The organism is Microbacterium sp. zg.Y909 (assembly GCF_024626565.1).
In genome coordinates, this window is record NZ_JANJFJ010000014.1 from 1 (window position 1) to 24,119 (window position 24,119).

A 24,119-nucleotide genomic window follows, 5' to 3' on the forward strand; every position below is an offset into this window, starting at 1 on the left:
CGATGACTTCGAAGCCTGAGCCTGCCGACGAGCGGCTGCTCCACGCGCACGACCTCGCCCGCGCGGCCCTGCGCGAAGTGACGCCGGATGCCACGATCGGCGACGCCGCCGGCTACACGGTCGAAGACGGCGGAGTCGTCTCGCTGCGCTTCAACAACCGCATGCCGGGATACCCCGGCTGGTTCTGGACCGTGAGCATCGCCGTGGTCGAAGGCTCCGATCCGACCGTGCTCGAGGTGGAGCTGCTTCCCGGCGACGGTGCGCTGCTGGCCCCCGAGTGGGTGCCGTGGGCGGTGCGTCTGGCCGACTACCAGGCCGCGCAGGCGGCTGCGGCGGCGGCGGCCCTCGAAGCGGGCGAGCTGCCCGACGCGGATGCCGACGAACGCGACGCCGATGAGGACGACGACGTCGACGACCTCGACGACCTGGATGCCGCGGACTTCGACGAGGACGGCTCGGCGATTCTGCACGGCGGCGACCTCGACGGGGTGGACATCGACGAGCTCGACGAGAGCGTGGTTGTCGACGAAGACGACGAAGACGACGACGACGAGGACGACGACGACGAGGACTCGGACGACGACGACTCGGACGACGACGAGGACGACGACGTCAGCTGAAGCCCTGGCTCCGGCCGCGCCGGGGACTCGGTCGTCGCAAAGGACCCCGTCGGCGGGGCCGTTGGGGACGTTCGCGACGACCGAAGCCCGGCAGGCGCCGGGGGGGGGGCCGCCCCCGCGACGCGCGCGGGCCCGAGATCCGGCGCGTGCTCGACGGCGTTCCCTCGGTTCAGAGGTTGTCGACGACCATCTCGATGCAGCGGGTGAGCTGGCGCACGTCGGCGGGCTCGATCGAGACGAACGTCGCCACGCGCAGCTGGTTGCGCCCGAGCTTGCGGTAGGGCTCGGTGTCGACGATGCCGTTGGCGCGCAGGACCTTGGCGACCTCTGCGGCATCCACCGAGTCGTCGAAGTCGATCGTGACGACGACCTGCGAGCGGTCGGCCGGGTCGGCGACGAAGGGCGTCGTGTACGACGTCGCCTCGGCCCATTCGTAGAGCACCGTCGACGACTCGCGCGTGCGGGCGTCGGCCCACTGCAGGCCGCCGTTGCCGATGATCCAGTCCAGCTGGTTGTCGAGCAGGTACAGCGTCGTCAGCGCGGGGGTGTTGAGCGTCTGGTTCAGGCGCGAGTTGTCCAGGGCGTTCTTCAGGCTCAGGAACTCGGGGATGTACCGGCCGGATGCCGCGATGCGCTCGATGCGCTCGATCGCGGCGGGGGAGACGAACGCGAACCACAGGCCGCCGTCGGATCCGAGGTTCTTCTGCGGAGCGAAGTAGTAGACGTCGGCCTGGCTGACCGAGCAGTCGATGCCGCCGGCGGCGCTGGTGGCATCGATCACGGTGAGCGCGCCGGCATCGCCGCGCACGCGCTGCACGGGCGCCATGACGCCGGTGGAGGTCTCGTTGTGTGGCCAGGCGTAGACGTCGACGCCCTCGAGCGGCTCGGCGACGGCCCGGGTGCCGGGCTCGGCCTTGCGCACGTCGGGCGCCTGCAGCCACGGGGTGGTGGCCGCGGCGGCGAACTTGCCGCCGAACTCGCCGAAGACGAGGTTCTGGCTGCGGTTCTCGATGAGGCCGAAGGCGGCGGCATCCCAGAAGGCGGTCGAGCCGCCGTTGCCCATGATGACCTCGTAGCCGTCGGGGAGACGGAACACCTCGCCGAGGTTGGCGCGGACGCTGCCGACGAGGCTCTTCACCGGTGCCTGCCGGTGGGAGGTTCCGAGAAGCGCCAGCCCTGGGCCGACGAGCGCTGCGATCTGGTCGGCGCGCACCTTCGAGGGGCCGCATCCGAAGCGACCGTCGACGGGCAGGATCTCTCGGGGCAGCGTCACGTGGGCCATGTGCCGATTCTAGGGCTGTAGCCAACGGCATCCCGGCCGCACCGGAGCCGTATGACGGCCAGGCGATAGGCTGGAAGGGCTGCCACCGCTCCTGACATCGAGGCTTTGATGACCGATCTGATCGACACGACCGAGATGTACCTCCGCACCATCCTGGAGCTGGAGGAGGAGGACATCATCCCCCTGCGGGCACGTATTTCGGAGCGGCTCGGGCACTCCGGACCCACCGTGTCGCAGACAGTCGGACGCATGGAGCGCGACGGTCTCGTCGTCGTCTCGGAGGACCGGCGGCTGGAGCTGACGGATGCCGGCCGGCAGAAGGCCGTCGACGTCATGCGCAAGCACCGCCTTGCGGAGAGGCTGCTCAGCGACGTCATTGGCCTCGACTGGGCGTACGTGCACGAAGAGGCCTGCCGCTGGGAGCACGTGATGAGCGAGCAGGTGGAGCGGCGCCTCATCGAGCTGCTCGGCCACCCCACCGAGTCGCCGTACGGCAACCCGATCCCCGGTCTCGACCAGCTGGGCGACGTGCCGGCCACGACCTTCGACAAGGGCGTGGTGGGACTCGTTCGACGCCTCAACGCCGTCGACGCGCCCATTCGCGGCACCGTGCGGCGCCTGGCCGAACCGGCGCAGGTCGACCCCGAGCTGCTGATGCAGCTGCGGCTGGCCGGGGTCGTTCCGGGGGGAGTGGGGGACTTCCGGTTCAACGAGGGATACGTGCTCGTGCAGATGGACGGCAACGACGAGGCGCTCGAGCTTCCGGTCGAGGTGGCCTCGCACATCTTCCTCGTCGACGACCGCAGTTGAGCGGCGCGGCGACGCCTCCCCAGCAGGTAGGTTCGTGCACCTGTGCACCAGAGCGTGACATGTTCGTTATCTTGAGGTAGCGTCGGAAGGGTCCAACGGCGAGAAGCACGCCAACGGATACCACGGGGATCGCCTCTGCGGCTCGTCGTCCCCGAGGGAAACCCCGCAAATCTGTGCCCCGACACCGATTGCCGACGAGCCAGCGTCCACCCGGCGCCGAGGCGCCGGAGGGTGATTTGACCGAAAACCTTGATCTGTCTCGTGATGACGCTGAGATCGCTCCCACGGGGGCGACGCGCCGGACGCGCCTCGGTTCCACGCTGACAGCTTCGCGGCTGGTTCGCCGCCGTTCTGCGGCGACGGTGCCCGCCTCGCCGCTCGCCCGTCGCGAGAAGGCGAAGCCCGCTCGCAGCTTTGCGATCGTCGCCATGGTCGTCGGACTCATCGCCACTGTCGCGCTGCCCGCCTACGCCGCGACCACGCGTCCGGTCGACCAGGCCGAAGCGGTGACGCTGCACCAGGCGGCCGCCGACAACGCGCAGTCCCTCGTCGTCGCCTCCGAGGCGACGCCCGAGGCCCTCGATCGCTACAGCTACTCGGCGACGACGCCCGAGGAGATCGAGAAGAAGAAGGCCGAAGAGGCCGCTGCCGAGGCCGCCGCCGCCCGCGCCGCCGCGACCGCGGCTGCCGCCACCACCGCCCGCCGCACCGGATCGGTCGCGTCCGTCGACCTGTCGATGACGGCAGCGGGATCGGGTGAAGTGCGTTGGCCGGTCGCCTCGTTCAACTACCAGAGCTACAACCTCTTCGGCGGATACGCCGGGCACAAGGGATTCGACATGATGACGGGGACCGGCACGCCGATCTTCGCCGCGGCATCCGGTGTCGTCCGCACCTCGACCGACGGCGGCGGCAGCTACGGCGCCGTCGTGATGATCGACTCGGTCGTCGGCGGCCAGAAGGTCAGCACCACCTACGCCCACATGTCCTACGGCACCCGCGTCGTCTCGGCCGGCCAGACCGTGGAGGCCGGACAGCTGATCGGACAGGTCGGCCAGACCGGGTACGCGACGGCCCCGCACCTGCACTTCGAGGTGCAGGTCAACGGCTCGTACATCGACCCCCTGGCGTGGCTGCAGTCCAACGCCGGCTGACGACACGCGCACACCGTTCGAATCCGCGCTCCGGCGCCGGTGGGGTGTGGGTGGGTTAGCCTGATCCCGACGCTGAGAGAAGGCGGAGGGAAGCCGATGGGCGGCACGCGACGCATCCGAACCACGGATGTGCTCGGGCTGTTCGCCCTTCGGCATCATGAGAGCGGATGCTGCGGCTCTGCCGCCGCGCCCCAGGCGCTGTCTGTGAAGACAGCGCCTTTTTTCATGCCCTTTTTCGTGCCCGCCGCCGATCGATCGTCACGTGAGTCGAATATCCGAGAATCCGTCCCGGCCATTCGAGAGGACATCGATTGTGCGCACACTGGTGCTGAACGCCGGCTACGAGCCGCTCGCCGTGGTCTCCTTCAAGCGGGCACTGGTGCTCGTGATGAACGACAAGGCCACCATCGTCGAACGCGTCGAGGGTGACCCGGTCTGGGCCGCGAGCGGGGCGTATGACCGCCCCGCCGTCATCCTGTTGACCCGCTACGTGCGGGTACCGGGGGCCCGCGCGGTGCCGGTGACCCGCCGCGGCGTGCTGCGCCGCGACGCGCACCGCTGCGGATACTGCGGCAAGACCGCGACGACCATCGACCACGTGCTGCCGCGCTCGCGCGGGGGTGCCGACTCGTGGGAGAACCTCGTGGCCGCGTGCGTGCGCTGCAACAACACCAAGGGCGACCGCACTCCGCAGGAGATCGGGTGGGAGTTGCGCCTCGTGCCCCGCGCCCCGCGCGGCGCACAGTGGACCGTGCGCGGCACCGAGCGTGCCGACCCGCGGTGGGAGCCGTACCTGGCGCTGGCCGCGTAGCGGGTGCGGGGTCGCGGGTTCCGGCGGTTGCGGGGCCGGGGTGTTGCGGCATCCGGGGCGTTGCGGCATCCGCCCCACCGAGACACCACGCACTGCGGTGTTTCTCCTCCGAAAAGTGGTTTCTCGTGCGCGGGGCGGCCAGCGAGGCGATGTCGGAACCCGAGCGTATCTTCGATCGTGACGTTGATGATCTAGAACATCCGTTCTAGTCTGTGTTGGTGAGGTCGATCGTGCGGAACCAGGCTGCGGCAGAAGACGTGCAGCGTCTGCGCGCCCAGCTCGAGCGTGTGCAGGGGCGGCGGATGGATGCCCCCGTGCTGCCGGCCGACCCGGCGCTCGCGGGACTGCTCCCGGGGCGCGGCCTGCGGCCGGGGTCGGCGTATTCGCTCGGCTCGTCGCTCACGCTGCTCTCGGCGCTGCTGGCCCCGCCCTCGCAGGCCGGCTCCTGGTGCGGGGTGGTCGGCATGCCGGAGTTCGGCGCCGAGGCGGCCGAGCGCGTGGGGGTCGCCCTCGACAAGCTGGTGCTGATCCCCGAGCCCGGCACCCGGTGGCTGGCGGTCACATCCGCCGTCGCCGAGGTGCTGCCGGTGGTGGCGGTACGCCCGCCCTCGCGTGCGCGGGATGCCGACATCTCGCGGCTGGCCGCCCGCCTGCGCGAGCGCGGCGCGGTGCTGCTGGTGCAGGGCACCTGGCCGCAGACCGAGGCGATGATCGACGTCAGCGACCCGGTGTGGTCGGGGGTCGGCGACGGCTACGGCTACCTCGCCGCCCGGGAGCTGACCGTCACCGTCAGCAGCCGCCGCACCCCGGTGCCGCGCCGCGCGCGCGTGCAGCTGCCGGCGTCGTCGGGGCAGGTTGCCGCGGCATCCACTCCGGTGCCGCGCTCGGCACCGATGCCGCTTCCGATCCGGGCGGCGGGATGAGCACCGCACCCGATGCCCCCGTGCCCCGCACCCTCGTGCTGTGGCTGCCGGACTGGCCCGTCGTCGCCCTCGCCCGTGAGGCGGGGGTGGATGCCGCCGCGCCCGTCGCCGTGCTCGACAAGGGGGCGGTGGTCGCCTGTTCCGCCGCCGCCCGCGCCGAGGGGGTGCGGCGGGGGCAGCGGCGCCGTGACGCGCAGGCGAGGTGCCCGCAGCTGACGATCGCCGACGCCGACCCCACCCGCGACCAGCGGGTGTTCGCCCCGCTCATCGCCCGCATCGAGGAGCTCGCCCCCGGGGTGCAGCTGATGCGGGCGGGGCTGTGTGCGCTGCGCGCCCGGGGGCCGGCTCGCTATTACGGCGGCGAGGAGCGCGCCGCCCACACCCTGCGCGACGCGATGGGCGACACCGATGTCCGCATCGCCATCGCCGACGGCCCCTTCACCGCGGAGCAGGCCGCCCGCCGCACCCTCGCCGAGGCGCCGGTGCGCATCGTGCCAGCGGGGGAGTCCGCCGCCTTCCTCGCGCCCTTGCCCATCACCGTGCTCGACGAGCCCGACGTCGTCGATCTGCTGGGGCGCCTGGGTGTGCAGAGCCTCGGGCAGTTCGCGGCCCTCCCCGCCGAGCGCGTCGGCGAGCGGCTGGGGGAGCGCGGCATCCGCCTGCACTCCCTCGCCGCGGGGCGCGACTCCCGTCCCGTGCTGCCGCGCACTCCGCCGCCGGATCTCGACCGCGAGGTGGCGTTCGAGCCGCCGCTCGAGATCGCCGACCAGGTCGCCTTCGCCATGCGCGTCGCCGCCGAGGAGTTCATCGGCGCGCTCGGCGCCCTCGACCTCGTGTGCACCGAGCTGCGGGTGCAGATCACCGGCGACCGGGCCGAGAACAGCGAGCGGGTGTGGCTGCATCCCGGCGCGTTCACCGCCGCTGAGGTGGTCGACCGGGTGCGCTGGCAGTTGGGCGAGGCGGGGCTGCGCAGCGCCGTCACGCGGGTGCGCATCGCTCCCGAGACGGTGGATGCCGCCGCCCACCACGTGCGCTCCCTCTTCGGCGGCGGCCCCGACGAGCGCGTGCACCATGCCCTGTCGCGGGTGCAGGCGATGCTCGGGCATCGCGGGGTGGTGACCCCGGTCGTCGGCGGGGGGCGGTGGCTGAGCGAGCGGCAGGTGCTCGTGCCGTGGGGCGACCGCCCCGTGGTGCCGCGGCCTCGCGAGCGGCCGTGGCCCGGGAGCCTGCCCGACCCGCTGCCGTCGACGGTGTTCGACCCGCCGCGGCCGGTGACGGTGGTCGACGCCGACGGCGACGCGGTGGCCGTCGGCGACCGTGACGCGCTGACGGCGCCGCCGGCGGTGCTGGTCGAGAGCGGGCGCCGCCGCCGCATCGACGCGTGGGCGGGTCCGTGGCCGGTGCGCGAGCGGGGGTGGGATGCCGCCCGCGCGCGGCGCGCCCACCGGTTCCAGGTGGTGGATGCCGAGCAGTCGGCGTGGCTGCTGGTGTGCGAGGCCGGCGACTGGTCGGCGGAGGGCCGCTATGACTGACCCCCGCCCGAAGACGACGGACCCCCGCTGATGGGCTTCAACAACCCCTCGGTGTCGTGGTCCGAGATGGAGCGGCTGCTCAGCGGCCGCAAGCCCGCCGGGGCCGACGGCGGCGACAGCCCCGCCTGGTCCCGCAAGCGCGGGCCGTACACGCCGCCGCCCATCGCCCGCCCCGACGACGTCGTGCCGTACGCCGAGCTGCACGCCCACAGCTCGTTCTCGTTCCTCGACGGCGCCTCCTCCCCAGAGGAACTCGTCGAAGAGGCCGAGCGCCTGGGCCTGCACGCCCTGGCGGTCACCGACCACGACGGCTTCTACGGCATCGTGCGGTTCGCCGAGGCCGCCGAAGCCCGCAGCGTCAAGACGGTGTTCGGTGCCGAGCTGTCGCTGGGGCTGCCAGGCCCGCAGAACGGCGAGCCCGATCCGCACGGGCGGCACCTGCTCGTGCTCGCCCGCGGCGAGGAGGGCTACCACCGCCTCGCCGCCGCCCTCACCCACGCGCAGCTGGCAGGCGGCGAGAAAGGCCGCCCCGTCTACGACCTGCACGACCTCGCCGCCCGCGCCGACGGCCACTGGGCGGTGCTGACCGGATGCCGCAAGGGCGCCGTCCGCGCCGCGCTCGCCGCCGAGGGACCCGCCGGCGCCGCCCGCGAACTCGACCTGCTGGTCGACGTCTTCGGCCCCGATGCCGTCAACGTCGAGCTGATCGACCACGGCGCCCCGACGGATTCCCGCGACAACGACGTGCTGGCATCCCTCGCCGCCGATCGCGGACTCCCGGTGCTGGCCAGCAACAACGTGCACTACGCCGCCCCCGAGCGGGCGGACCTCGCCGCCGCCGTCGCGGCCGTGCGCGCCAACCGCAGCCTCGACGAGCTCGACGGATGGCTCCCCGCAGGTGCCGGCGCGCACCTGCGCTCGGGCCGCGAGATGGCGCAGCGCTTCGCCCGGTACCCCGGCGCCATCGCCCGCACCGTCGCGCTGGCCGACGAGCTGGCCTTTCCGCTGCGGCGCGCCAAGCCCGCGCTGCCGAAGCTCCCCGTCCCCGAGGGGCACACCACCATGACGTGGCTGCGGCACCTGGTGTGGGAAGCCGTGCCCCGCAAATACCCCGACGCGACCGACGCCGACCGGGCGCGCATCGAGAAGGAGCTCGGGGTCATCGAGCAGAAGGACTTTCCCGGGTACTTCCTCATTGTCCACGGCATCGTGCAAGAGGCGCGCCGCCGCGGCATCCTGTGCCAGGGGAGGGGCTCTGCCGCCAACAGCGCGGTCTGCTACCTGCTGGACATCACGGCGGTGGATTCCATCGCCTACGACCTGCCGTTCGAGCGGTTCCTCTCGGCGTTGCGCGATGAAGAGCCCGACATCGACGTCGACTTCGACAGCGATCGCCGCGAGGAGATCATCCAGTGGGTCTACGCGACCTACGGGCGCGAGCGGGCGGCGCAGGTGGCCAACGTCATCCAGTACCGGCCGAAGAACGCCGTGCGCGACATGGCGAAGGCGCTCGGGCACTCGCCGGGGCAGCAGGATGCCTGGTCGAAGCAGGTGGAGCACTGGGGGCCGCTGCCCGAAGCCGATGCCGCCGCCGAGATGCACGACATCCCCGACCGGGTGCTGCAGTATGCGACCGAGCTGCTGAAGGCCCCGCGCCATCTCGGCATCCACTCGGGCGGCATGGTGCTGACCGACCGGCCCGTGGGCGAAGTGGTGCCGATCGAGCACGCGCGCATGGAGAACCGCACGGTCATCCAGTGGGACAAGGACGACGCGGCGTGGATGGGGCTGGTGAAGTTCGACCTGCTGGGGCTCGGCATCCTCGCCGCCCTGCAGTACAGCTTCGACCTCATCGCGGATGCCACGGGGGAGCGGTGGGAGCTGTCTACCCTGCCCAAAGAGGAGCAGGGCGTCTACGACATGCTGTGCCGGGCCGATTCGATCGGGGTGTTCCAGGTGGAATCGCGCGCGCAGATGGGCCTCTTGCCCCGCCTGCAGCCGCGCAGGTTCTACGACCTCGTGATCGAGATCGCGCTGATCCGGCCCGGTCCCATCCAGGGCGGGGCGGTGCACCCGTATGTGCGGCGCAAGCTCGGGCACGAGCCCGTGACCTACCCGCACCCCAAGCTGAAGCCGGTGCTGGAGCGGACCCTCGGTATTCCTGTGTTCCAGGAGCAGCTCATGCAGATGGGCATGGCCGTGGGCGGGCTGAGCGGGGCGGATGCCGATGTCCTCCGCCGCGCGATGGGCTCCAAGCGCGGCATCGAGCGGATCGATTCGCTGAAGAAGAAGCTGTACGCCGGCATGGCCGAGAACGGCATCACCGGGGACCTCGCCGACGACATTTACGCCAAGATCCAGGCGTTCGCGAACTTCGGGTTCGCCGAGAGCCATTCCCTGTCGTTCGCGCTGCTGGTGTACGCCAGCTCGTGGCTGAAGCTGCACTACCCGGCGGCGTTCCTCGCCGGACTGCTGCGCGCGCAGCCGATGGGCTTCTACTCGCCGGCGACCCTCACCGCCGATGCCCGCCGCCACGGCGTCGAGGTCCTCCGCCCCGACCTCCACCTGTCGGGGGTGGAGGCCGTGTTGGAGCCGGTGGGGGAGGCGGGGATCGCGGCGGGGTCGCCGTCGTCGCCGACACAGGTGGAATCACCGGAACAGGACGTTTCCGGGCGCAACCGTCCTGCCTTCGGTAGTCCGCCTGTCTTCGGGAGGGGGCCGACGGGGCGGGATGCCTGCACCGACCGCAAGCAACCCCCCGTCCCCGAGTTCAACCCCACCGCCCCCGACGAGTCCGCCGCCCACCGCCGCGACGGCGCCTTCGCCGTCCGCCTCGGCCTCGCGGCCGTCAAAGGCATTGGCCAGCCGCTCGCCCAGCGCATCGTGGCCGAGCGCGAGGCGTCGGGGGAGTATCGCGACCTGCGCGACCTGGTGCGGCGCACCGGCGCGACCGCCGCGCAGCTCGAGGCGCTCGCCACCGCCGGCGTGTTCGGATGCTTCGGGCTCAGTCGCCGCGAGGCGATCTGGCTCGCCGGGTCGGCGGCGCAGGACCGGGCCGAGTTCCTCCCCGGCACCCTGGTGTCGGTGCAGCCGCCGCTGTTCTCCGACCCCACCAGCTACGAGGTGCTCGCCGCGGATCTGTGGGCCACCGGCATTTCGACCGACGACCACCCGCTGGCCCACTACCGGGCGAAGCTCGATGCCCGCGGGGTGCTCACCTCGGGCGAGCTGCGCACGCACGAGACCGGCCGCCGGGTGGAGGTGGCGGGCCTGGTGACGCACCGTCAGCGGCCGGCGACGGCATCCGGGGTGACGTTCCTCAACCTCGAGGACGAGCACGGCCTGGTGAACGTGGTCTGCTCGGTGGGGGTGTGGAATCGCTATCGCCGGGTGCTACGCGATTCACCCGCGCTCATCGCGCGCGGGCTGCTGGAGCGCTCGCCGGAGGGCGTGACGAACCTGGTGGCGGATGCCTTCGAAGATCTGCGGGTGGGGGTGACGCACCGGTCGCGGGACTTCCGGTGAACGGCATATTCAGGCTCGGGTGCGTGCTACACCTGAGCGACGCGCGTTGCGGGCTCGTAGTCGAACGCGCTCACCCGGAGTTCCGTCCGTGCTCGCGCCAACGTCATCTCCATCTTTGTGCGACGCTCTGCACCAGACTCCCCCGACAGGCGGGGTGCCTGACGAGGTTGCTTCCAAGGGCGGACCACCCCAGAGAGGAGCGCTGCGTCAAGCTCCTGCGAGTTACCGATCCAGTAAGACTCGATCCTGAGTGGAACAAACTGTGCCTTCCTGACACGAGATTTTCCACTATTGCTCGGCGCTGAGGGCTTTCCCTTTCTCGCATTCTGCCATGCACGGAATTCACCATCTGTGTCGGGGATCGCTCTCCCACTCAGAACAAGAAACCCCAGACCCTGTTCGTCGACACAGGCACGAACTGCTTCCTCATCGTTGAGGATCACTCTGCCCGAGGATGGCTGCCCGGTGGTCTTCGAGTACGTCTCGGTGTGCGCCTTCAGGTCCCAGACGTAGTTCAGTGAAAAGTCGAAAACCGTCTGTCCATACTTCACTCGCGGAGCGGACGTGGCAGGGGGAAGTTTGGCGAGGACCTGCCTTGCGTATCCCTCGAAGAAGAAACCCTGCCACTCTGAGTCGTTAGCGCCCCGAAGTCGCTCTTTCGTCATCCATTCAACACAACTACGCCCGTCCCAAATGCCCGCCGGCAGGCCGTCCTTCAGAGCTGCTGCCAAGAGAGAACCCTCTGACTCGGGCGTTTGAAAGGAGTGAGCCAGATCAGTGCCGAGAACGCCGAAGTGCTCTTCGGCGCCTGCGAGCAGCGCGTTGAGGCCCTCGAGGCGAATTGTCTCGCCGGTCGAAATAGCGCCGTCCCCCCACGGAACGTTGAACGCTGCTGCGAGCTTCGCTCCCAGACCCGTCTTGGTGAGCCGGCGCGTATCAACTCCTGGCAGAACGCTCGCCGCTAGATTGACGAGGACTCGTTTGTGTTCTTTGCTGCCCGGTCCCAGCCACTCCGGCCCACTATTCGTTAGTGCCGAGATCCGGTTTACGGCCTCGATCTTCGTGCGCGCCGGCCGGAACGCTGCCCAGCGATCTCCTGTGAGCCCGAAGGTGGTTGTGTCGGTGCTCCTGCTCAACGCACCGCTGCGGAACGATGCAGTTGCGGCGCGGAGGATGGCGTTTACTCCGTCGATTGTCAGAGTGTTACGCGATACGTATGCGGGTCTGTCCCACTGCACTCCCAACGCCTCTGCGAGAGATTCTCCGAGAACGGCGTTCGTTCGAACCGCGGCAACATCGATGCCCAATGCGTCTCGGAGCGCCAGGAGCGCTCGCTTCTCCCCCCTCGTGGCTTCTACCCTCGCGCCCGTGATCGCGCCGATTCGCGACGCTGCCTCAGCAACCGTCTGGGCGGGGATGAAGGTGTCTGAGCGGTTGTCTTCGATCAATGGCTTCCAAATTCGTCGAGGTCGAACTCGCCTGTGAACATGTCCGAGGCGAAGGTGCGCGAGAAATCGAATTTCAGATTGGGCAAGACATGATGGTCTATCTCGGTGACGAGGTCGCGTGGGCGCCGGACATTCTCATTAAGCCGTCCTGCGTTCAGCTTTGTGACCATGTCAACTGTATCCGAGGCGTCAAGTCGAGAAACCAGCTCCTCGTTCGGGACCAAGTCAGGGGGGATCGGAAGTGAACGAAGGTTGCGCAGCGAAAGGGTGATGCCGCCTTCCAATGTCCGCCACCACCAATAGGGCAGTGAGCTGTTGAGTAGAAGATACGCGAGTTCTTCGTCCTGTTGGTTTCGAAAGTAGAGACTGTGCTTAGATGTGCGGTCGAGGTCGCGGCGAGATGCGGAGACGTAGTAGCGAGGAGTCGCGGCGACGCTGAGTCTGAACGGCGTCGGAGTTCGCGAGACTATATCGGCAAGGGTCCTCTCCGCAGTAGCGAGATGTTCCCAGACGCCTTCGGTCCCGCGCATAAGCTTCGCCCACTCGCCAGCAGGGCCGATACGAAGAGGCAGCAAGTCTTTTCTTGCGCTCTGCCATAGCCGAGAACGTGAGGCAGAAGCCCATCGAAGAATAGGGGTGATGCGCCAGTCACGGTCACCAGGCGCAGAGACTGTAATCGCGGCCCTCACGAAGTTGGTCTTCGACGTGTTGGTAGACCCGTATTTGTAGCCGCGGAACACGGTGTCTGGCACATTGTCGAAAACAAGCACCTCCCCGCCACTCTTCTCGCTTAGCAGGGCGCGCAGCTCGGAATACTTGATTCCGGTGAGGTGAGCGGCTGGCGTGATCGAGATGAAGCCCGTCGAGGAAGTGATGGCGCGCTCGAGGAAGTAGGCGTAGAGGTCACGCGCATCCGCAGTTCTGAACCGTTCGTCCCGGCTTGTGCCCGCGTAGGGGGGATTCAAGATCGCGAAGTCGTGTGGCGGCTGGCTTTCGGTGAGGTAATCCTGGGTCCTGGATCGCTGGGCGAGCCGTGCCAGTGTCTCCGTCGAAGCATGTGGCGCGAAACTCGCCGATATGAGCGCGACAGCAGTCTTTAGGGCCGTGCCGTCGAGGTCCACGAGGGTCAGGCTTTCCATCACGAAGGTCGCGGAGTCGTCCATCGAGCTCGCGAGATGCCACGCGAGGTTGCCGACGCCGCAACAGGGGTCGATCCAATGTCCGGCTGGAAAACGGCGCGCTTGGTGTGCCATGAACCGGGCGACGTCATCGGGCGTGAAGTACTGCCCTCGTGATCGCCGGCTGCTGTGGTCGCCAATGGCGAGCAGAGCCTCGTAGACGATGCCGATCTCCCCGATCGTCAAACCGACGAGTGGGTTGGACGTATCTCTGGGCGGGGTTCCAAGGTACGCGACCAGCGCGTCTGCGATGTCGGGCCTCATGTCGGCAACGAGTCGAGACACGGCCGCCAGCCACCCAGTCCGCTCGTTTCCGCCGGTTCGGACCGACAGGACGCGGATAGCTTCTGCGATGCGGCGGCTCGATGTTGATGCCCCTCCGGAGAACGCGGAGGCGATTTCATCGTCTTCTCGCGCGCTGACAACAGTGTCCATTCGACTGCTGTCCCCGTCCGATCCGCCCATTACCCGCGGGGTGTGAAGCAAGGTTTGTGGCGATGTCATGCCAGCGACGTCCTCAACGCGAGACGCAACGCTGAGATCCGTCGAGGATCCCGGCGAAGCGGCCACCGAACGAGCGACTTCCGGCCGTAGGAGCGTGTCCGAGAGGGCCCAGCACGTCTCACAACTCCCAAGTCGATCCCTGGGATGGATTGGTCAGCGAAAACGCCGACGTCCGGGTCTGCTAGTGCGAGCGGCTGGCTCGGGAGCGTGGATCCGGCGGACACGACGATCGTTTGAATCGTTGGCGGCTTGCGAAGGTCGTCGATGAGGCCCTGCGGTGCTTCGCGGACGCGGCAGTCCTGCGTTTCTGGGCGTAGGCGCAGCGCGACATGCGGTCTGCAACAGGCCCCGCACCATGGCTCTTCGAGCCTGTATCTGCAGTCCATCATTCTTACATTCTCGCAGGGGGCGCGGACACTGCCGGTGCTCTCGCGGGCGTGCGCCCGCTGTGTTCAGCCTTGGACCACCTCAGCGACCGTCTTAATCGCGCTGGCGGTACTGTCGGCAGGGATTCCTCGCCACCGTTCCACTCTCAGACCCGCTCGCACTTCCGGCGTTCATCATCTCCATCGTCGCGGCTATCGCGGGGGTAGCGGCGCTCGTCTGGAATGTCTGGACTTGGCGGCATTAAGGCGCGCGGGTGACGCTCGAATCGCTCGCGATCCACAAAGCGACCAGACCCAGTGGATCAACGTTGCGATTCGCAACAGAGGCCGCTCTGCTGTGACGGTCATGGAGGTCTTGCTCTATGAGGAAGTCACGCCAACGTCGTGCCGCTCGACAGAAGTGCTGATGGGCCGAGACGAGGGCGACGAGATGATGCCGTATCGATTGGAGCCGCAATCTAGCCTGGAGTTCTACGAACAGTTGGTCGCCGACAGCTCCACCGACGGCAGGTCGGGCTATTGGGTGACGGTCGAACTCGCTAACGGAAGACGCTTGAGAGCGGCTGGATCCAGAACCGTTGATACGCCGAGAGACGACTGGCGTGTGGGCCGGGACCCGGCTAGTCGATCCAGGTCCGGTAACCGAGCGCCATTCGCCGAGAGGAGGCGATCTGTTGCCTGGTCACCACATTCACCTTTGGCTCGAGCGGCGATAGGACACCGGTGACAGCGACAAGAATCCAGTCCGGGTCCGTTGTCGCTCTCCACCACTCCTTCGGAGTCAGGTTAAAGATCAGAGCCGGCCCTTGGATTCCCTTGACCTCCACCTTGAGCAGTCGGTCTTCTCGCTTGAAGAGCAGGTCGTAGCCAACGCCATCCTGTTGGCAGTCCCTCTCCAAGACCCAGCCGTCGGCGGTCAAAGATCGGATGGCGTACTTGATCCCTCGGATCTCAGCTAGGCGGCGGGCAGTCTGATCGACTTCACCCTGCTGCGGCAAGGAGTCGTTCGTCGTTACGGCTGCGTTGCCTCCCACCTCAGTCTCTTCGTAGACCGGCAGATCGAGGGGGGCCACGTTGGCCAGGGCGGGCTCCGGGGCGGGAACCTTCGCAACCCCGATGGGGATTGACTCGGCGGGGTAATCGCGCTCGATACGCTCTGCGATCTTCCGCGCACCCCCGTCGCTGGGGGGCAGCGGCACGCTCCCGCCATGAAAGGTCCCCGCACGGACAACGGTCTGAAATCCGGCCCAGGTGATTTCCGTGAGTCGCAACGGCCCTGGTCGGAGGTCCTCGACCGTGACCCCGATGGTTGCGTCCAGGCTGACACGCGGGCCTACCGTCGCGGACCACGGGGCGGTGCGCCAACCTGGTGACATGTCAGTGACCTCCGCCCAGGCGTACGCGGAAACGAGGTCACCCGGCGACACCTCACCAAAGAGCACCATCGATCCCGGTCCGGCCTCGGCAAAGGGATTGAGGTCGGCCTGCTTAAAGAACGGAAGCGTAATCGCTTGCTCATCGTCTGGTATCGCTGGCCAATTCACGATGAAGCATCTCGGGACACCCGTGACCGCGGACAGGATCCGGGAGTACGCACGGGTCGTGACGGTGCCGCCTCCTGTCGCGCGAGACTCGCTTGTATCCCACCAGGGGTCGTAGACGAGTCCGAGCCGCGACAGTAGGCGATCGGTCATCCGATACGTGTCAGCGCCCCCTGAGGGACCGCCGAAAAGCGAGCCGTGGATTTCGTCAAGGAAGAGGCTCGATACCGACCCGCCGGCCGATACCGTCGGCACCTCCAGGTTGAGGTGATTGGCTATCGCCTCCGCCAGAGCTTCCTTGCTGGGGCGTACAACGGCGGTAATTGGGATTGCCATTTACAAGGCTCCGATCAGCCTAGAAACCGGTCGCGACAAATCGCGCCGGATCCTGCGAGTCCACGTGAGGTGTTGTGCCGCCTTTTCACTCCGGCGCCGGATCCCCACGCCGACATCCGGCGATCAGAAACCGAGCGGCCCGGGCGTGATTGTTCACCGGCGAGCACCACTCGCACATTACCGTTCAGGGGGACGGAAGACCCCCAATGACGCTCCGAGCGTTAGTGTCATCGCCTGCGCGACCGTTTCCACCGGCGAAGTCAGTCAGGGACGCCTATCACTCCGACGCCGCGAATGGTCGCGTACGGCGGGCCCAGCACATCCACGGCGCACTCGATCTCCGCCCCACGGACGCCAACCCGCCGCGGCGACTTCAGCATCCAGAACACGAGTCGGTCTTGTCTTTGACGTGGAGTTGTCCGCGGAGCATGCCGGTCGAATCGTCGAGTCTTGCGAGACCCTGCCGGTCTGGGCCAACGGCCATTCCCGAACCGAGGCATTCGATTCTCCGGGTCCCACTGCCGAATACAGCGAAGCCACGGACCGTGTGCGGTTCACCGACTACGCCGGCCTGCGGTGGGCGCGACGCGGGAGCCTGGCCTGCTCCACAGGAGGTCGAGAGCAAGCGAGGCAGGGATGCCGCACGTGCGCTTTCAGATGCGCCCCCGCGTACGCGCATCCATCAGGCGAGTGAGTGCGACCGAAACACCCACGGAGGGTTAGGCAGCGAGCGGGGTGGTCATCGGCGCAATGGCCTTCCCATGCGGTGTGCCATAGGTTCGCCTCCTCTCGTCCAATAGTGATTCGCCGGCTGGATTCCCCCTCGCGGGAGGAGGGCGTGACTGTGTTGTGGCGGTGAGCGGAAGAGTCCGAACGCGTTCCGCAACGCCCGCGATCACTTCCCCTATCTCGGGACGCTGGACGAGCCGGCGGCTGAACCCGTAAGTCCTCCGGAGTGACCGGTGGGGTGTTGCGCTCCGACACCACCCCGGGTCCGGTCGGGGCGTCTGTATCGCGACGGCCTCCGAGGAGGGGCGCACCCCTCATCGCCGTCTGCTGGTTGAGATGCACGAATCAGCCCGACTTCGGCTCCCACAGTGGGGCTTGCTCAAGTTCGCGGGACTCGTCCGGCCGGCCAATCTGATCGTCATCCAACAGACAGCGACCGGCGGGCACGGCGCTAGCAGGAAGGACAGTATGTGAATGCCTGCTCACATCGATGCGCCCGAGCCGGTAAAACGCGTCCCGGCGCACTTCTCCGGTGTGGGAACGCGGAGGCGCTCCTCGAGAGCGACGAGTTGGGCGAATGGCTGGGTCTAAACACGGTGGCGCCGCGCGCGCGTTTCGGTCGCGCTCGCGCCGCGTGCGTGGTGGGGGACAGAGGGCCCCGATCCGGGATGAACTGCTCCCCGAGAGTTGGACTGAGAAAGCAGTTCTGACTCCCGGGGAGCAGTGGTTTGGATAGTCATAGTTCGTTGTCTGAGGCGCAGCGCGAGCTCGCGGTAACGTCGTTCGAGCAGGGCTTGGGTTGCTGGTCCGTCGCGACGTTGATGGGCGTGTCGCGGTGGCCGGTGAAGCGCCTGCATCAGCGTTGGCAGATGCGTGGCAGAGGAGCGCTCGTTGACGGAGTTCCGTGTCGGGATGGACAAGCTCTATCTCTCGCCGATCATGGTCCTGTTCGACCGGCAGATCATCGCGCGCTCGATGGGCCGCTCACCGAACCTGTCGCTGACGAACAGCTCGCTGCGCGACGCGCTCGCGACCTTGGAACCGGAACAGACCCCGGTCGTGCACTCGGACCAAGGGTTCCAATACCAGCATCTGTCGTGGCGGCGCCTGCTCGCCGACGCCGGCGCGGTCCAGTCGATGTCCCGAAAGGGAACTGCTACGACAACGCGGTGATGGAGAACTTCTTCGGGCACCTCAAAGAGGAAGCCTTCCACCACACGACTTTCATCAGCATCGACGCTCTCAAATCCGGGATCACCGACTATGTGCACTGGTACAACAACCACCGCACCTCAGAAACGCTCAAGGGCCTGACCCCGGTGCAATACCGGACCCAGGCCCTCGCGGCGTAGGCTCCTACCCGGCCAGTCCACCAAACGGGGACCAGTTCACAACCCGGGGCCCGTCGTGTCTCGTGCTGCGCGTCAGGCGCGCACGCCGAGGGCGAAGCTGAGTGAGCCGTCGTCGCCGATCCGGGCGTCGAGAACCCGGTCGTCCAGTGGCAGCGCAGCCGCCTGCTCGACGAAGACGCGGGCGCCGTCGGTCTCGATGACGGCATCCTCGGGCTCGGGCGACGACACGAGCGAGAGCTCGAAGCCGGCCTCGGCCTGGTCCGCACCGCGGATGCGCAGCCCGCCCTCCTCCGTCGGGATCTGCGACGTGAGCGTCTTGACGGCGCTGGTGGCGTTCTCGGTGAGTGTGAGCATGGTGCTCCCTTCCGTGGATTGCGGCGAAGACGGCCACGATTCCGAGAACGGGCCGTGGACGCAACCCACGACGCACCTTCGCGCCGGACTCCCACCGGATAAGGAGGTTCCGACGGGCGCGGTCGCGGTCGCGCGGGCCGGAGCGCGGGGCTGGTCGCGGCTAGAATCGATCAGCCAGCCTCTGTAGCTCAATGGAAGAGCAGTTGCGTCCTAAGCAAACGGTTGGGGGTTCGAGTCCCTCCAGGGGCACCCTGTTTTGATGATCTGATCGGGGATCTTCTTGCCTGAAACTTCGTTCCGGTCCCCAAGCATCGAATCGGCCCGTTAATGGCATTAGGGCGTCGAGTCGGGGCGATCCCAGATGCATGCTCCTCACCGACGCCTTCCCGTGCCGTCTGGTTGCGTCACCCGATGGGGGTGTTTTGCCCGACGCTCGCGTGTTGATCACGAAGTCGTGTGAGATCCCCCTCCGTGCGGGATCTTGGCGGCCCTCTGGGTCAGGGGAGCGGAGTACGAGCGCACGACGTGGTGGGAGCGCTGCGGCCGCGGCTTAGCTGACGCCTTTGCGATGATGCAAGCACCTCAGCGCCGAGCAGGCCCTATGAAGAGTTGTTGGGTGACACCCTCGTCGGGACGCTCTAGCGCTGCTGCCTTGCCCGATCGGTTGACTCGGCAGACGGGGGTCTTCTTACCTGTTTCCTACTCGATGAATTCGGAGCGCCCGATGTACTCAGTGCGCAGTCCGAGGGCGCTTGCTATCGCGTCGAGGAAGGCTTCGTTCGTTAGGAACCACTCCTTACCCACCTCGCTGCGCTGAGCGACAACTCGTCGCGGATTGTCGTGCCCCGCGGTACTCAGCAGGCGGTGGAAGTCTTTTTCGGTCTGATCCAGATCGCGCCCTCCGACCCCATAAACCCTTACGACGACAAGCGGCTCAGGGATATGAGCCCGGGCTCCGACTCGGTGTTGGCGAATGCGCTCACCGACGTTGTCGGACTTCCCAATCTTGATCAAAGTGTTGGCCTTGGCGTCAACAGGATTTTCGAGGTACCAGCCATACGAGAACGCGTAGATGCCAGGCTTCCCATCAAGCGCGCCAGTTACCACGCGCGTTTCTTCGTCTTGCTCAGCTTCGGTTGTCGCTTCGTCTGATTCTGCGTCCGACGTCGTTGCTTGTTCGGCGAGTGCCAAATGCGTATTCAGTATCCTTAGAGCCTCAGCACTCAGTGCGGACCTATTCCGTTTGATGAGTGACCTCAGCGCACTTGCAGTCTGGCGGCGAAGCTGGACCCCGGTGGAGATTTTTCCGTTAAGAATTGCTTCGATGTAGGCCCGGTAACTGTAGACAAAATTCGACGTTTCGATGTTCAGCCGGTCGGCCACTTCCTGGGGGCTAAGCTGCGCGTCGACATGAAGGCGATATACATCCCCCAACCGCGACTGGTCCTCATAAAGAAGCTGTCTGATCTCCTCTAGCGGCGCGAGCGGAGCGTCCTCTGTACTCGAAGCACTCTCTATCTCTTGCGGCAGCTGTGGCGACGCTGGGCGGTGACCGTCGCTAACGGACGACCCCTCCGCGCTGCGGGTTTCGGCGGACCCGTCAGCATTGGGTACGGGATTCCGCTGGTCTGAAGGCTGCCATTGACTCACTCGCTCTGTTTACTACACGTGGGCGACGAGACGTAAGAAGTCTGTGCATAGCGCGGTGGAGCGAGAACACGGCGCAACAAGTGAGGCCGTCGGCCGCGCACGCACGGAGTGTGGCGACCCCTTGGGGTTATTCGCGATGTACAGGCGAGCCATTAGCGGGTAGGGGCAAGAGCTGACGGGCGCACCTTGGAAGGTAGCGACGATAGTCAGGCGGCGGCGAGGTACTCCCGTCGTGGGAACTGCGCGAGCGGTACGCGGACTACCTCGATGCCTGCAACAGCCACGACTCGGACGTGATCCGGTCGTTCCTCGACCCGGCGCTGCGAGGCGCGCAGCCTCCGGCTGTCTCGAGTGCGTGGGTCAGTAATCTCGCGGATCTCCATGCCTTCCCGGACTGGCGGTGGCGCCGCATCCACCTCGTCGTCGGCGGAAACGCCTCGACTCCGCGAACGGACGCGTTGCGGCCGCGCAGCTGATCTGCGATGAGTTCGCCGGTCGTCCGCTCGGTGGCTTCCTGTTCGCGCTGGCGGCGGCCGCGCCCGTCTTCGCGATGGGCGGGCTCTGGGCGGCCGCGGGGCTCGTCGCCCTCGCGCTGCCCGTCCGGCGCTCGCCGCGGCCGCACGCTGACGCGCCGCCCGCCCGGCGCTCGGTCTATGCCGAGGCGCGAGAGGGGATCGCCTGGCTCGCGCGCCACCGGGTGGTCGGCGTCCTCGCGCTCATCGGAGCACTCGCGAGCGTCGGCTACATGCTGCCCTTCTCGATCCTGGTCCTGTTCGCCGGGGAGCGGCTGGGGCTGAGCGGCATCGGCTACGGACTGCTGCTCGCCTTCTCTGCCCTCGGCGGGCTGCTCGGCTCGTTCCTCGCGCCACGGCTGCGCTCGTGGCTGGGATACCGGTGGACGATCGTGGCCAGCCTGCTGTTGGGTGCGCTGAGCCTCGGCGGTCTTGCCGTCATGACATATCCGATCCTCGCCGGCGTGCTCTTGGCGCTGTACATCCTGCACGCGGTTGTCTGGAGCATCTGCGCACTCTCGCTGCGGCAGCGGCTCGTGCCCGACGCCCTGCTCGGACGCGTCGGCGGCGCCGCGCGCGTGCTCGGCCTGCTGGGGCTGGCCGCCGGGTCCGCGCTGGGCGGCATGCTCGGGGCGATCGACCTGACGCTTCCCGTTGCCGGGGGGCGGTGGTGTTCGTGGGATGCTGCCTGCTCGCGGCGGTCGCGCTGCGGGGCGAACTCACGTCCGGCGATCGCAGCGCGGTCGGCATTCGCGAGGTGGATGCCGAGCCGCGGTAGGTGCAGCGCTGGGTGCCTACCTGATCGTCTTCGGACGGCTAGCTGTCTCGGTCGTCCGCGCGCCGCCCATACCGCGCGAGCAGGTGCCACACCTTCTTGAGCGATTGCGCGGGGTGAAGTCGTGAACGGGCGGCGACCCCGATGACGTCGGGAGTCAACTCATCTGCGAGGGATGCCGCGAGGGCTGCATACCGCGGCCCTCGGTACCCGGGGTCGAGCGCATCGGTCTTGACGCTGAAGCCGGGATGGAAGTCGACCTCGGAAAGGCGCGCTGCTGCCGCATGAACCGCCGTTCCTCGGTAACAGGGGTCGAGAACGATCGCTTCGACATCCCTTGCGAAGGTGACGCCCCCGTGGACGTGCGCCTCGACATAGCGATCCAATGGCTCGAGATCTTCGGACAGCATCCGCTCGACGAGGGCTGGCAGCTCATCCGCGTCCACAACCCTGTCCGGTTCGAACACCGAATCGGGGTAACAGAATGTCGCTCGTTCCGACGCCTCGGGCCCGAGGCGGAGGAACGCTGAGCCGAATCGCGGAGCGGCTCCGTGCATGTCTCCGAGGTCGACCGCGCCGTAAACCGGGCGAGCGTCAGCGGGTGTCGTGTCGTAACGGCTGTTGAAGAGGCGGCTTTCCCACCGCCAGCGATCGCCGCCGGGATGAGCCGTGAGACCTCCGTTGGACGTGCCGGTCTCGAACTGAGAGAGGTACCGACCGCTCGACACCATGGCGTCGAGAACTGTTGTGCTGCGATACGGCCAGTCCGGATGGAAATGGAGGAGGACTCGCGTGGGCACGGGGCGAGGTTAGCAAGAGCCCGTGTGCGCGCCGCAGGCAGATGGGGACAGGCGTCAGGTGACCGGCGGTGTTCCGCCTGCCGCCGCATACCGTTCCGCCAGCCGCGCGAACGCCTCCGCCAACTCGGGCGGCTCGACCACCTCGATGTCGGCATCGAACCGGCCGAGCGACGCTGCGAGAGCGATCCAGGACCACGACCCCGCCGTGTACCGGCAGCGGTCCGGCCCCAGCGCTTCGACGACGCCGTCGCCGGCGAACGGCAGTACAGCGTCGACGGGCAGGTGAAGGATGACTGTTCCCGTGCACGGCCACGCGTCACCCTGCGTCGAGCCTTTGAACCGCGCCGCCACGAATGTCGCCGCATCGCCGCCCGGCACCTCGCGCGGCGCGAACGCCAGCCGCGTCGGGGCGCGCGGCGTGATGCGATCGGCGCGGAAGATGCGCCAGTCCTCCACGTCCAGGTCCCATGCGACGAGGTACCAGCGGCCCTGTGACGCGACAAGGTGGTGCGCCTCCACCCGGCGTGGACGCGGCGGCTCGGCATCCGGCGCCTTACCACCGGAACCGCCCGGGCTCGCGTAGTCGAACCGCAGCACCTCGTGCGCGCGGACGGCGCTCGACAGCGCGATGAGCACCTGTGGCGAAACGGATGCCGCGGGGCCGTCGCCCGGGCGAGGCAAGGTGGTGAAGGCGATGGCATCCAGTCGCTGGCGCACTCGCGACGGCATGACCTGCCGCACGGTCGTGAGCGCCCGCAGCGCGGCCTCTTCGATGCCGGCGCCGGCGACGGTCGCCGCCTGCAGGGCGACGGCCAGCGCCACGACCTGGTCGTCGTCGAACAGCAGCGGCGGCAGCTCGCTGCCGGCATCCAGTCGGTATCCGCCGTCGGGACCCATGGTCGCGTCGATGCGATAGCCCATCTCGCGCAGCCGGTCGATGTCGCGCCGCACGGTGCGGTGGCTGATCTGCAGCCGGTCGGCGAGCACGGCGCCGGGCCAGTCGCGTCTGCTCTGCAGCAGCGACAGCAGTTTCAGCAGCCGGGAGGTTGTCGTCGTCACGCCTTGACTCTAGGGGGAGTGGAGGGCCGAAACAGTCCTCTACTGCTGCGAGAGTGGGCGCAGCCGGGACGGACCCGGCGACATCCCTACAGGAGCAGACATGAGCATCACCACGACCACCCACCTGAACTTCCGCGGCGACGCCCGCGCAGCCCTGGAGTTCTACCGCTCCGTGTTCGGCGGCGACCTCTCCATCGCCACCTACGGCGACTTCGGGATGCCGCCCGAGGCCCCCGGTGCCGCGAACGTCGTGTTCGGGCAGCTCGAGAGCGAGAACGGATTCCGGGTCATGGCGTACGACATCCCGGGGGAGGGCGGCGGTCCGGCGGCGAACGCCGGCACGACGCGGCGCGAGAACGGCGTGACCCTCACCGACCAGCCGTTCTTCGTCTCGGTGCGCGGCGACGCGCTCGACGAGGTGCAGGGCTACTGGGACGCGCTCTCCGCCGGCGCCTCGATCATCGAGCCGCTCGCCGCGTCGGCCTGGAGCCCCGGCTTCGGCATGCTCACCGACCGCTTCGGCGTGACCTGGATCCTCGACGTCGCCGCCTCAGACACCGGTCGCTGACGCTGCGGGAGGCGCGCGCGTGCGGTGTGCGTGTCTCCCCGCCGTCAGCGTCCGGAGGCCGCAGCGCGCTGCGACCGCACCCGCCCGAGAAACGCCTCGATGGCATTCGCCTCAGCCCGTGCCCGCACCGACGCGAACAGGTCGAAGCTGTGCTGCGTGTCGGGGAGCTCGGCGTAGATCACCGGCGCCGCCGACCGCTCGCGCACGGCATCCGCCACCGTGCGCGGCTGCGGCAATCGGACGAGGTCGATGCCGGGTCGCCGCGTCGGC

At 68.1% G+C, this 24,119-nt stretch carries 20 protein-coding genes and 1 tRNA gene; 12 read left to right on the forward strand and 9 right to left on the reverse strand.

The annotated features are described in order from the left end of the window. Window positions 1–2 precede the first annotated feature (2 nt). Window positions 3–620 carry a DUF3027 domain-containing protein gene (locus tag NQ160_RS02515; RefSeq protein WP_257513665.1) on the forward strand — a complete coding sequence of 206 codons (618 nt, stop codon included), beginning with the start codon at window positions 3–5 and terminating at the stop codon, window positions 618–620. Window positions 621–789: 169 nt separating this feature from the next. On the opposite strand, the gene serC is transcribed toward NQ160_RS02515, so the two are convergent. Next, the gene (gene serC / locus NQ160_RS02520; RefSeq protein ID WP_257513666.1) at window positions 790–1,902 is read right to left on the reverse strand and encodes a phosphoserine transaminase; all 1,113 of its coding nucleotides are present in this window, start codon (window positions 1,900–1,902) and stop codon (window positions 790–792) included. 108 nt (window positions 1,903–2,010) lie between these two features. Between serC and NQ160_RS02525 the strand changes: the two genes are divergently transcribed. The 6 genes from NQ160_RS02525 (at window position 2,011) to NQ160_RS02550 (ending at window position 10,657) form a co-directional block, all read left to right on the forward strand. Then, window positions 2,011–2,712: a metal-dependent transcriptional regulator gene (locus NQ160_RS02525; protein WP_257513667.1), complete on the forward strand. Its 702-nt coding sequence runs from the start codon at window positions 2,011–2,013 to the stop codon at window positions 2,710–2,712. A gap of 362 nt (window positions 2,713–3,074) precedes the next feature. After that, window positions 3,075–3,866 (forward strand): M23 family metallopeptidase, encoded by a 792-nt coding sequence (locus tag NQ160_RS02530; protein ID WP_257513668.1) that lies wholly within the window; start codon window positions 3,075–3,077, stop codon window positions 3,864–3,866. Window positions 3,867–4,179: 313 nt separating this feature from the next. Then, window positions 4,180–4,677, forward strand: a complete 498-nt coding sequence (locus NQ160_RS02535) for an HNH endonuclease (RefSeq protein WP_257513670.1) — start codon at window positions 4,180–4,182, stop codon at window positions 4,675–4,677. Window positions 4,678–4,895: 218 nt separating this feature from the next. After that, window positions 4,896–5,600, forward strand: a complete 705-nt coding sequence (locus tag NQ160_RS02540) for a hypothetical protein (protein ID WP_374113620.1) — start codon at window positions 4,896–4,898, stop codon at window positions 5,598–5,600. Continuing rightward, window positions 5,597–7,132 carry a DNA polymerase Y family protein gene (locus tag NQ160_RS02545; RefSeq protein ID WP_257513671.1) on the forward strand — a complete coding sequence of 512 codons (1,536 nt, stop codon included), beginning with the start codon at window positions 5,597–5,599 and terminating at the stop codon, window positions 7,130–7,132. Before NQ160_RS02540 ends, NQ160_RS02545 begins: the two co-directional genes overlap by 4 nt. Window positions 7,133–7,162: 30 nt before the next feature. Beyond that, window positions 7,163–10,657 carry an error-prone DNA polymerase gene (locus NQ160_RS02550; RefSeq protein WP_257513672.1) on the forward strand — a complete coding sequence of 1,165 codons (3,495 nt, stop codon included), beginning with the start codon at window positions 7,163–7,165 and terminating at the stop codon, window positions 10,655–10,657. Window positions 10,658–10,683: 26 nt separating this feature from the next. Here NQ160_RS02550 and NQ160_RS02555 read toward each other — a convergent pair whose 3' ends face one another. From NQ160_RS02555 to NQ160_RS02565, 3 genes are all read right to left on the reverse strand, one after another. Beyond that, complete coding sequence (locus NQ160_RS02555) at window positions 10,684–12,105, reverse strand: hypothetical protein (RefSeq protein ID WP_257513673.1); 1,422 nt, start codon at window positions 12,103–12,105, stop codon at window positions 10,684–10,686. After that, window positions 12,102–13,718: an N-6 DNA methylase gene (locus tag NQ160_RS02560; RefSeq protein WP_257513674.1), complete on the reverse strand. Its 1,617-nt coding sequence runs from the start codon at window positions 13,716–13,718 to the stop codon at window positions 12,102–12,104. Before NQ160_RS02560 ends, NQ160_RS02555 begins: the two co-directional genes overlap by 4 nt. A gap of 1,075 nt (window positions 13,719–14,793) precedes the next feature. Continuing rightward, window positions 14,794–16,050: a DUF3883 domain-containing protein gene (locus NQ160_RS02565; protein WP_257513675.1), complete on the reverse strand. Its 1,257-nt coding sequence runs from the start codon at window positions 16,048–16,050 to the stop codon at window positions 14,794–14,796. A gap of 1,602 nt (window positions 16,051–17,652) precedes the next feature. Between NQ160_RS02565 and NQ160_RS02570 the strand changes: the two genes are divergently transcribed. Together NQ160_RS02570 and NQ160_RS02575 are read left to right on the forward strand one after the other, a co-directional pair. Further along, entirely contained in the window at window positions 17,653–17,952 is a 300-nt protein-coding gene (locus NQ160_RS02570) for a DDE-type integrase/transposase/recombinase (RefSeq protein WP_257513676.1), read from the forward strand. Further along, window positions 17,952–18,131 (forward strand): IS3 family transposase, encoded by a 180-nt coding sequence (locus NQ160_RS02575; RefSeq protein ID WP_257513677.1) that lies wholly within the window; start codon window positions 17,952–17,954, stop codon window positions 18,129–18,131. The genes NQ160_RS02570 and NQ160_RS02575 overlap by 1 nt, the downstream gene beginning before the upstream one ends. Window positions 18,132–18,203: 72 nt before the next feature. Here NQ160_RS02575 and NQ160_RS02580 read toward each other — a convergent pair whose 3' ends face one another. Continuing rightward, window positions 18,204–18,485 carry an iron-sulfur cluster biosynthesis family protein gene (locus NQ160_RS02580; RefSeq protein WP_257513678.1) on the reverse strand — a complete coding sequence of 94 codons (282 nt, stop codon included), beginning with the start codon at window positions 18,483–18,485 and terminating at the stop codon, window positions 18,204–18,206. A gap of 177 nt (window positions 18,486–18,662) precedes the next feature. On the opposite strand from NQ160_RS02580, the gene NQ160_RS02585 reads away from it, so the two are divergent. After that, window positions 18,663–18,734 (forward strand) — tRNA-Arg (locus NQ160_RS02585). 450 nt (window positions 18,735–19,184) lie between these two features. On the opposite strand, the gene NQ160_RS02590 is transcribed toward NQ160_RS02585, so the two are convergent. Next, on the reverse strand, window positions 19,185–19,868 hold the full coding sequence (locus NQ160_RS02590; RefSeq protein WP_257513679.1) for a GIY-YIG nuclease family protein: 684 nt from the start codon (window positions 19,866–19,868) through the stop codon (window positions 19,185–19,187). Window positions 19,869–20,535: 667 nt separating this feature from the next. Here NQ160_RS02590 and NQ160_RS02595 point away from each other — a divergent pair. Beyond that, on the forward strand, window positions 20,536–21,525 hold the full coding sequence (locus NQ160_RS02595) for an MFS transporter (protein ID WP_257513680.1): 990 nt from the start codon (window positions 20,536–20,538) through the stop codon (window positions 21,523–21,525). Here NQ160_RS02595 and NQ160_RS02600 read toward each other — a convergent pair. Next, the gene (locus NQ160_RS02600; protein WP_257513681.1) at window positions 21,464–22,222 is read right to left on the reverse strand and encodes a DUF3626 domain-containing protein; all 759 of its coding nucleotides are present in this window, start codon (window positions 22,220–22,222) and stop codon (window positions 21,464–21,466) included. The two genes, NQ160_RS02595 and NQ160_RS02600, sit on opposite strands and share 62 nt — an antisense overlap. 54 nt (window positions 22,223–22,276) lie before the next feature. Beyond that, complete coding sequence (locus NQ160_RS02605) at window positions 22,277–23,281, reverse strand: helix-turn-helix transcriptional regulator (RefSeq protein ID WP_257513682.1); 1,005 nt, start codon at window positions 23,279–23,281, stop codon at window positions 22,277–22,279. Between the two features lie 100 nt (window positions 23,282–23,381). Here NQ160_RS02605 and NQ160_RS02610 point away from each other — a divergent pair, with 100 nt between their 5' ends. Beyond that, window positions 23,382–23,849, forward strand: a complete 468-nt coding sequence (locus NQ160_RS02610; protein WP_257513683.1) for a VOC family protein — start codon at window positions 23,382–23,384, stop codon at window positions 23,847–23,849. Between the two features lie 44 nt (window positions 23,850–23,893). Here the strand turns inward: NQ160_RS02610 and NQ160_RS02615 are convergent, their stop codons facing one another. Next, window positions 23,894–24,085: a hypothetical protein gene (locus tag NQ160_RS02615; protein WP_257513684.1), complete on the reverse strand. Its 192-nt coding sequence runs from the start codon at window positions 24,083–24,085 to the stop codon at window positions 23,894–23,896. Window positions 24,086–24,119: the final 34 nt, after the last annotated feature.

Bases quoted from the DNA above. Each gene is read 5' to 3' on its own strand.
- NQ160_RS02610 (WP_257513683.1), top strand. From the start codon at position 23,382: ATGAGCATCACCACGACCACCCACCTGAACTTCCGCGGCGACGCCCGC.
- serC (WP_257513666.1), bottom strand. From the start codon at position 1,902: ATGGCCCACGTGACGCTGCCCCGAGAGATCCTGCCCGTCGACGGTCGC.
- NQ160_RS02545 (WP_257513671.1), top strand. From the start codon at position 5,597: ATGAGCACCGCACCCGATGCCCCCGTGCCCCGCACCCTCGTGCTGTGG.
- NQ160_RS02550 (WP_257513672.1), top strand. From the start codon at position 7,163: ATGGGCTTCAACAACCCCTCGGTGTCGTGGTCCGAGATGGAGCGGCTG.
- NQ160_RS02515 (WP_257513665.1), top strand. From the start codon at position 3: ATGACTTCGAAGCCTGAGCCTGCCGACGAGCGGCTGCTCCACGCGCAC.
- NQ160_RS02580 (WP_257513678.1), bottom strand. From the start codon at position 18,485: ATGCTCACACTCACCGAGAACGCCACCAGCGCCGTCAAGACGCTCACG.
- NQ160_RS02565 (WP_257513675.1), bottom strand. From the start codon at position 16,050: ATGGCAATCCCAATTACCGCCGTTGTACGCCCCAGCAAGGAAGCTCTG.
- NQ160_RS02560 (WP_257513674.1), bottom strand. From the start codon at position 13,718: ATGGACACTGTTGTCAGCGCGCGAGAAGACGATGAAATCGCCTCCGCG.
- NQ160_RS02575 (WP_257513677.1), top strand. From the start codon at position 17,952: ATGGAGAACTTCTTCGGGCACCTCAAAGAGGAAGCCTTCCACCACACG.
- NQ160_RS02525 (WP_257513667.1), top strand. From the start codon at position 2,011: ATGACCGATCTGATCGACACGACCGAGATGTACCTCCGCACCATCCTG.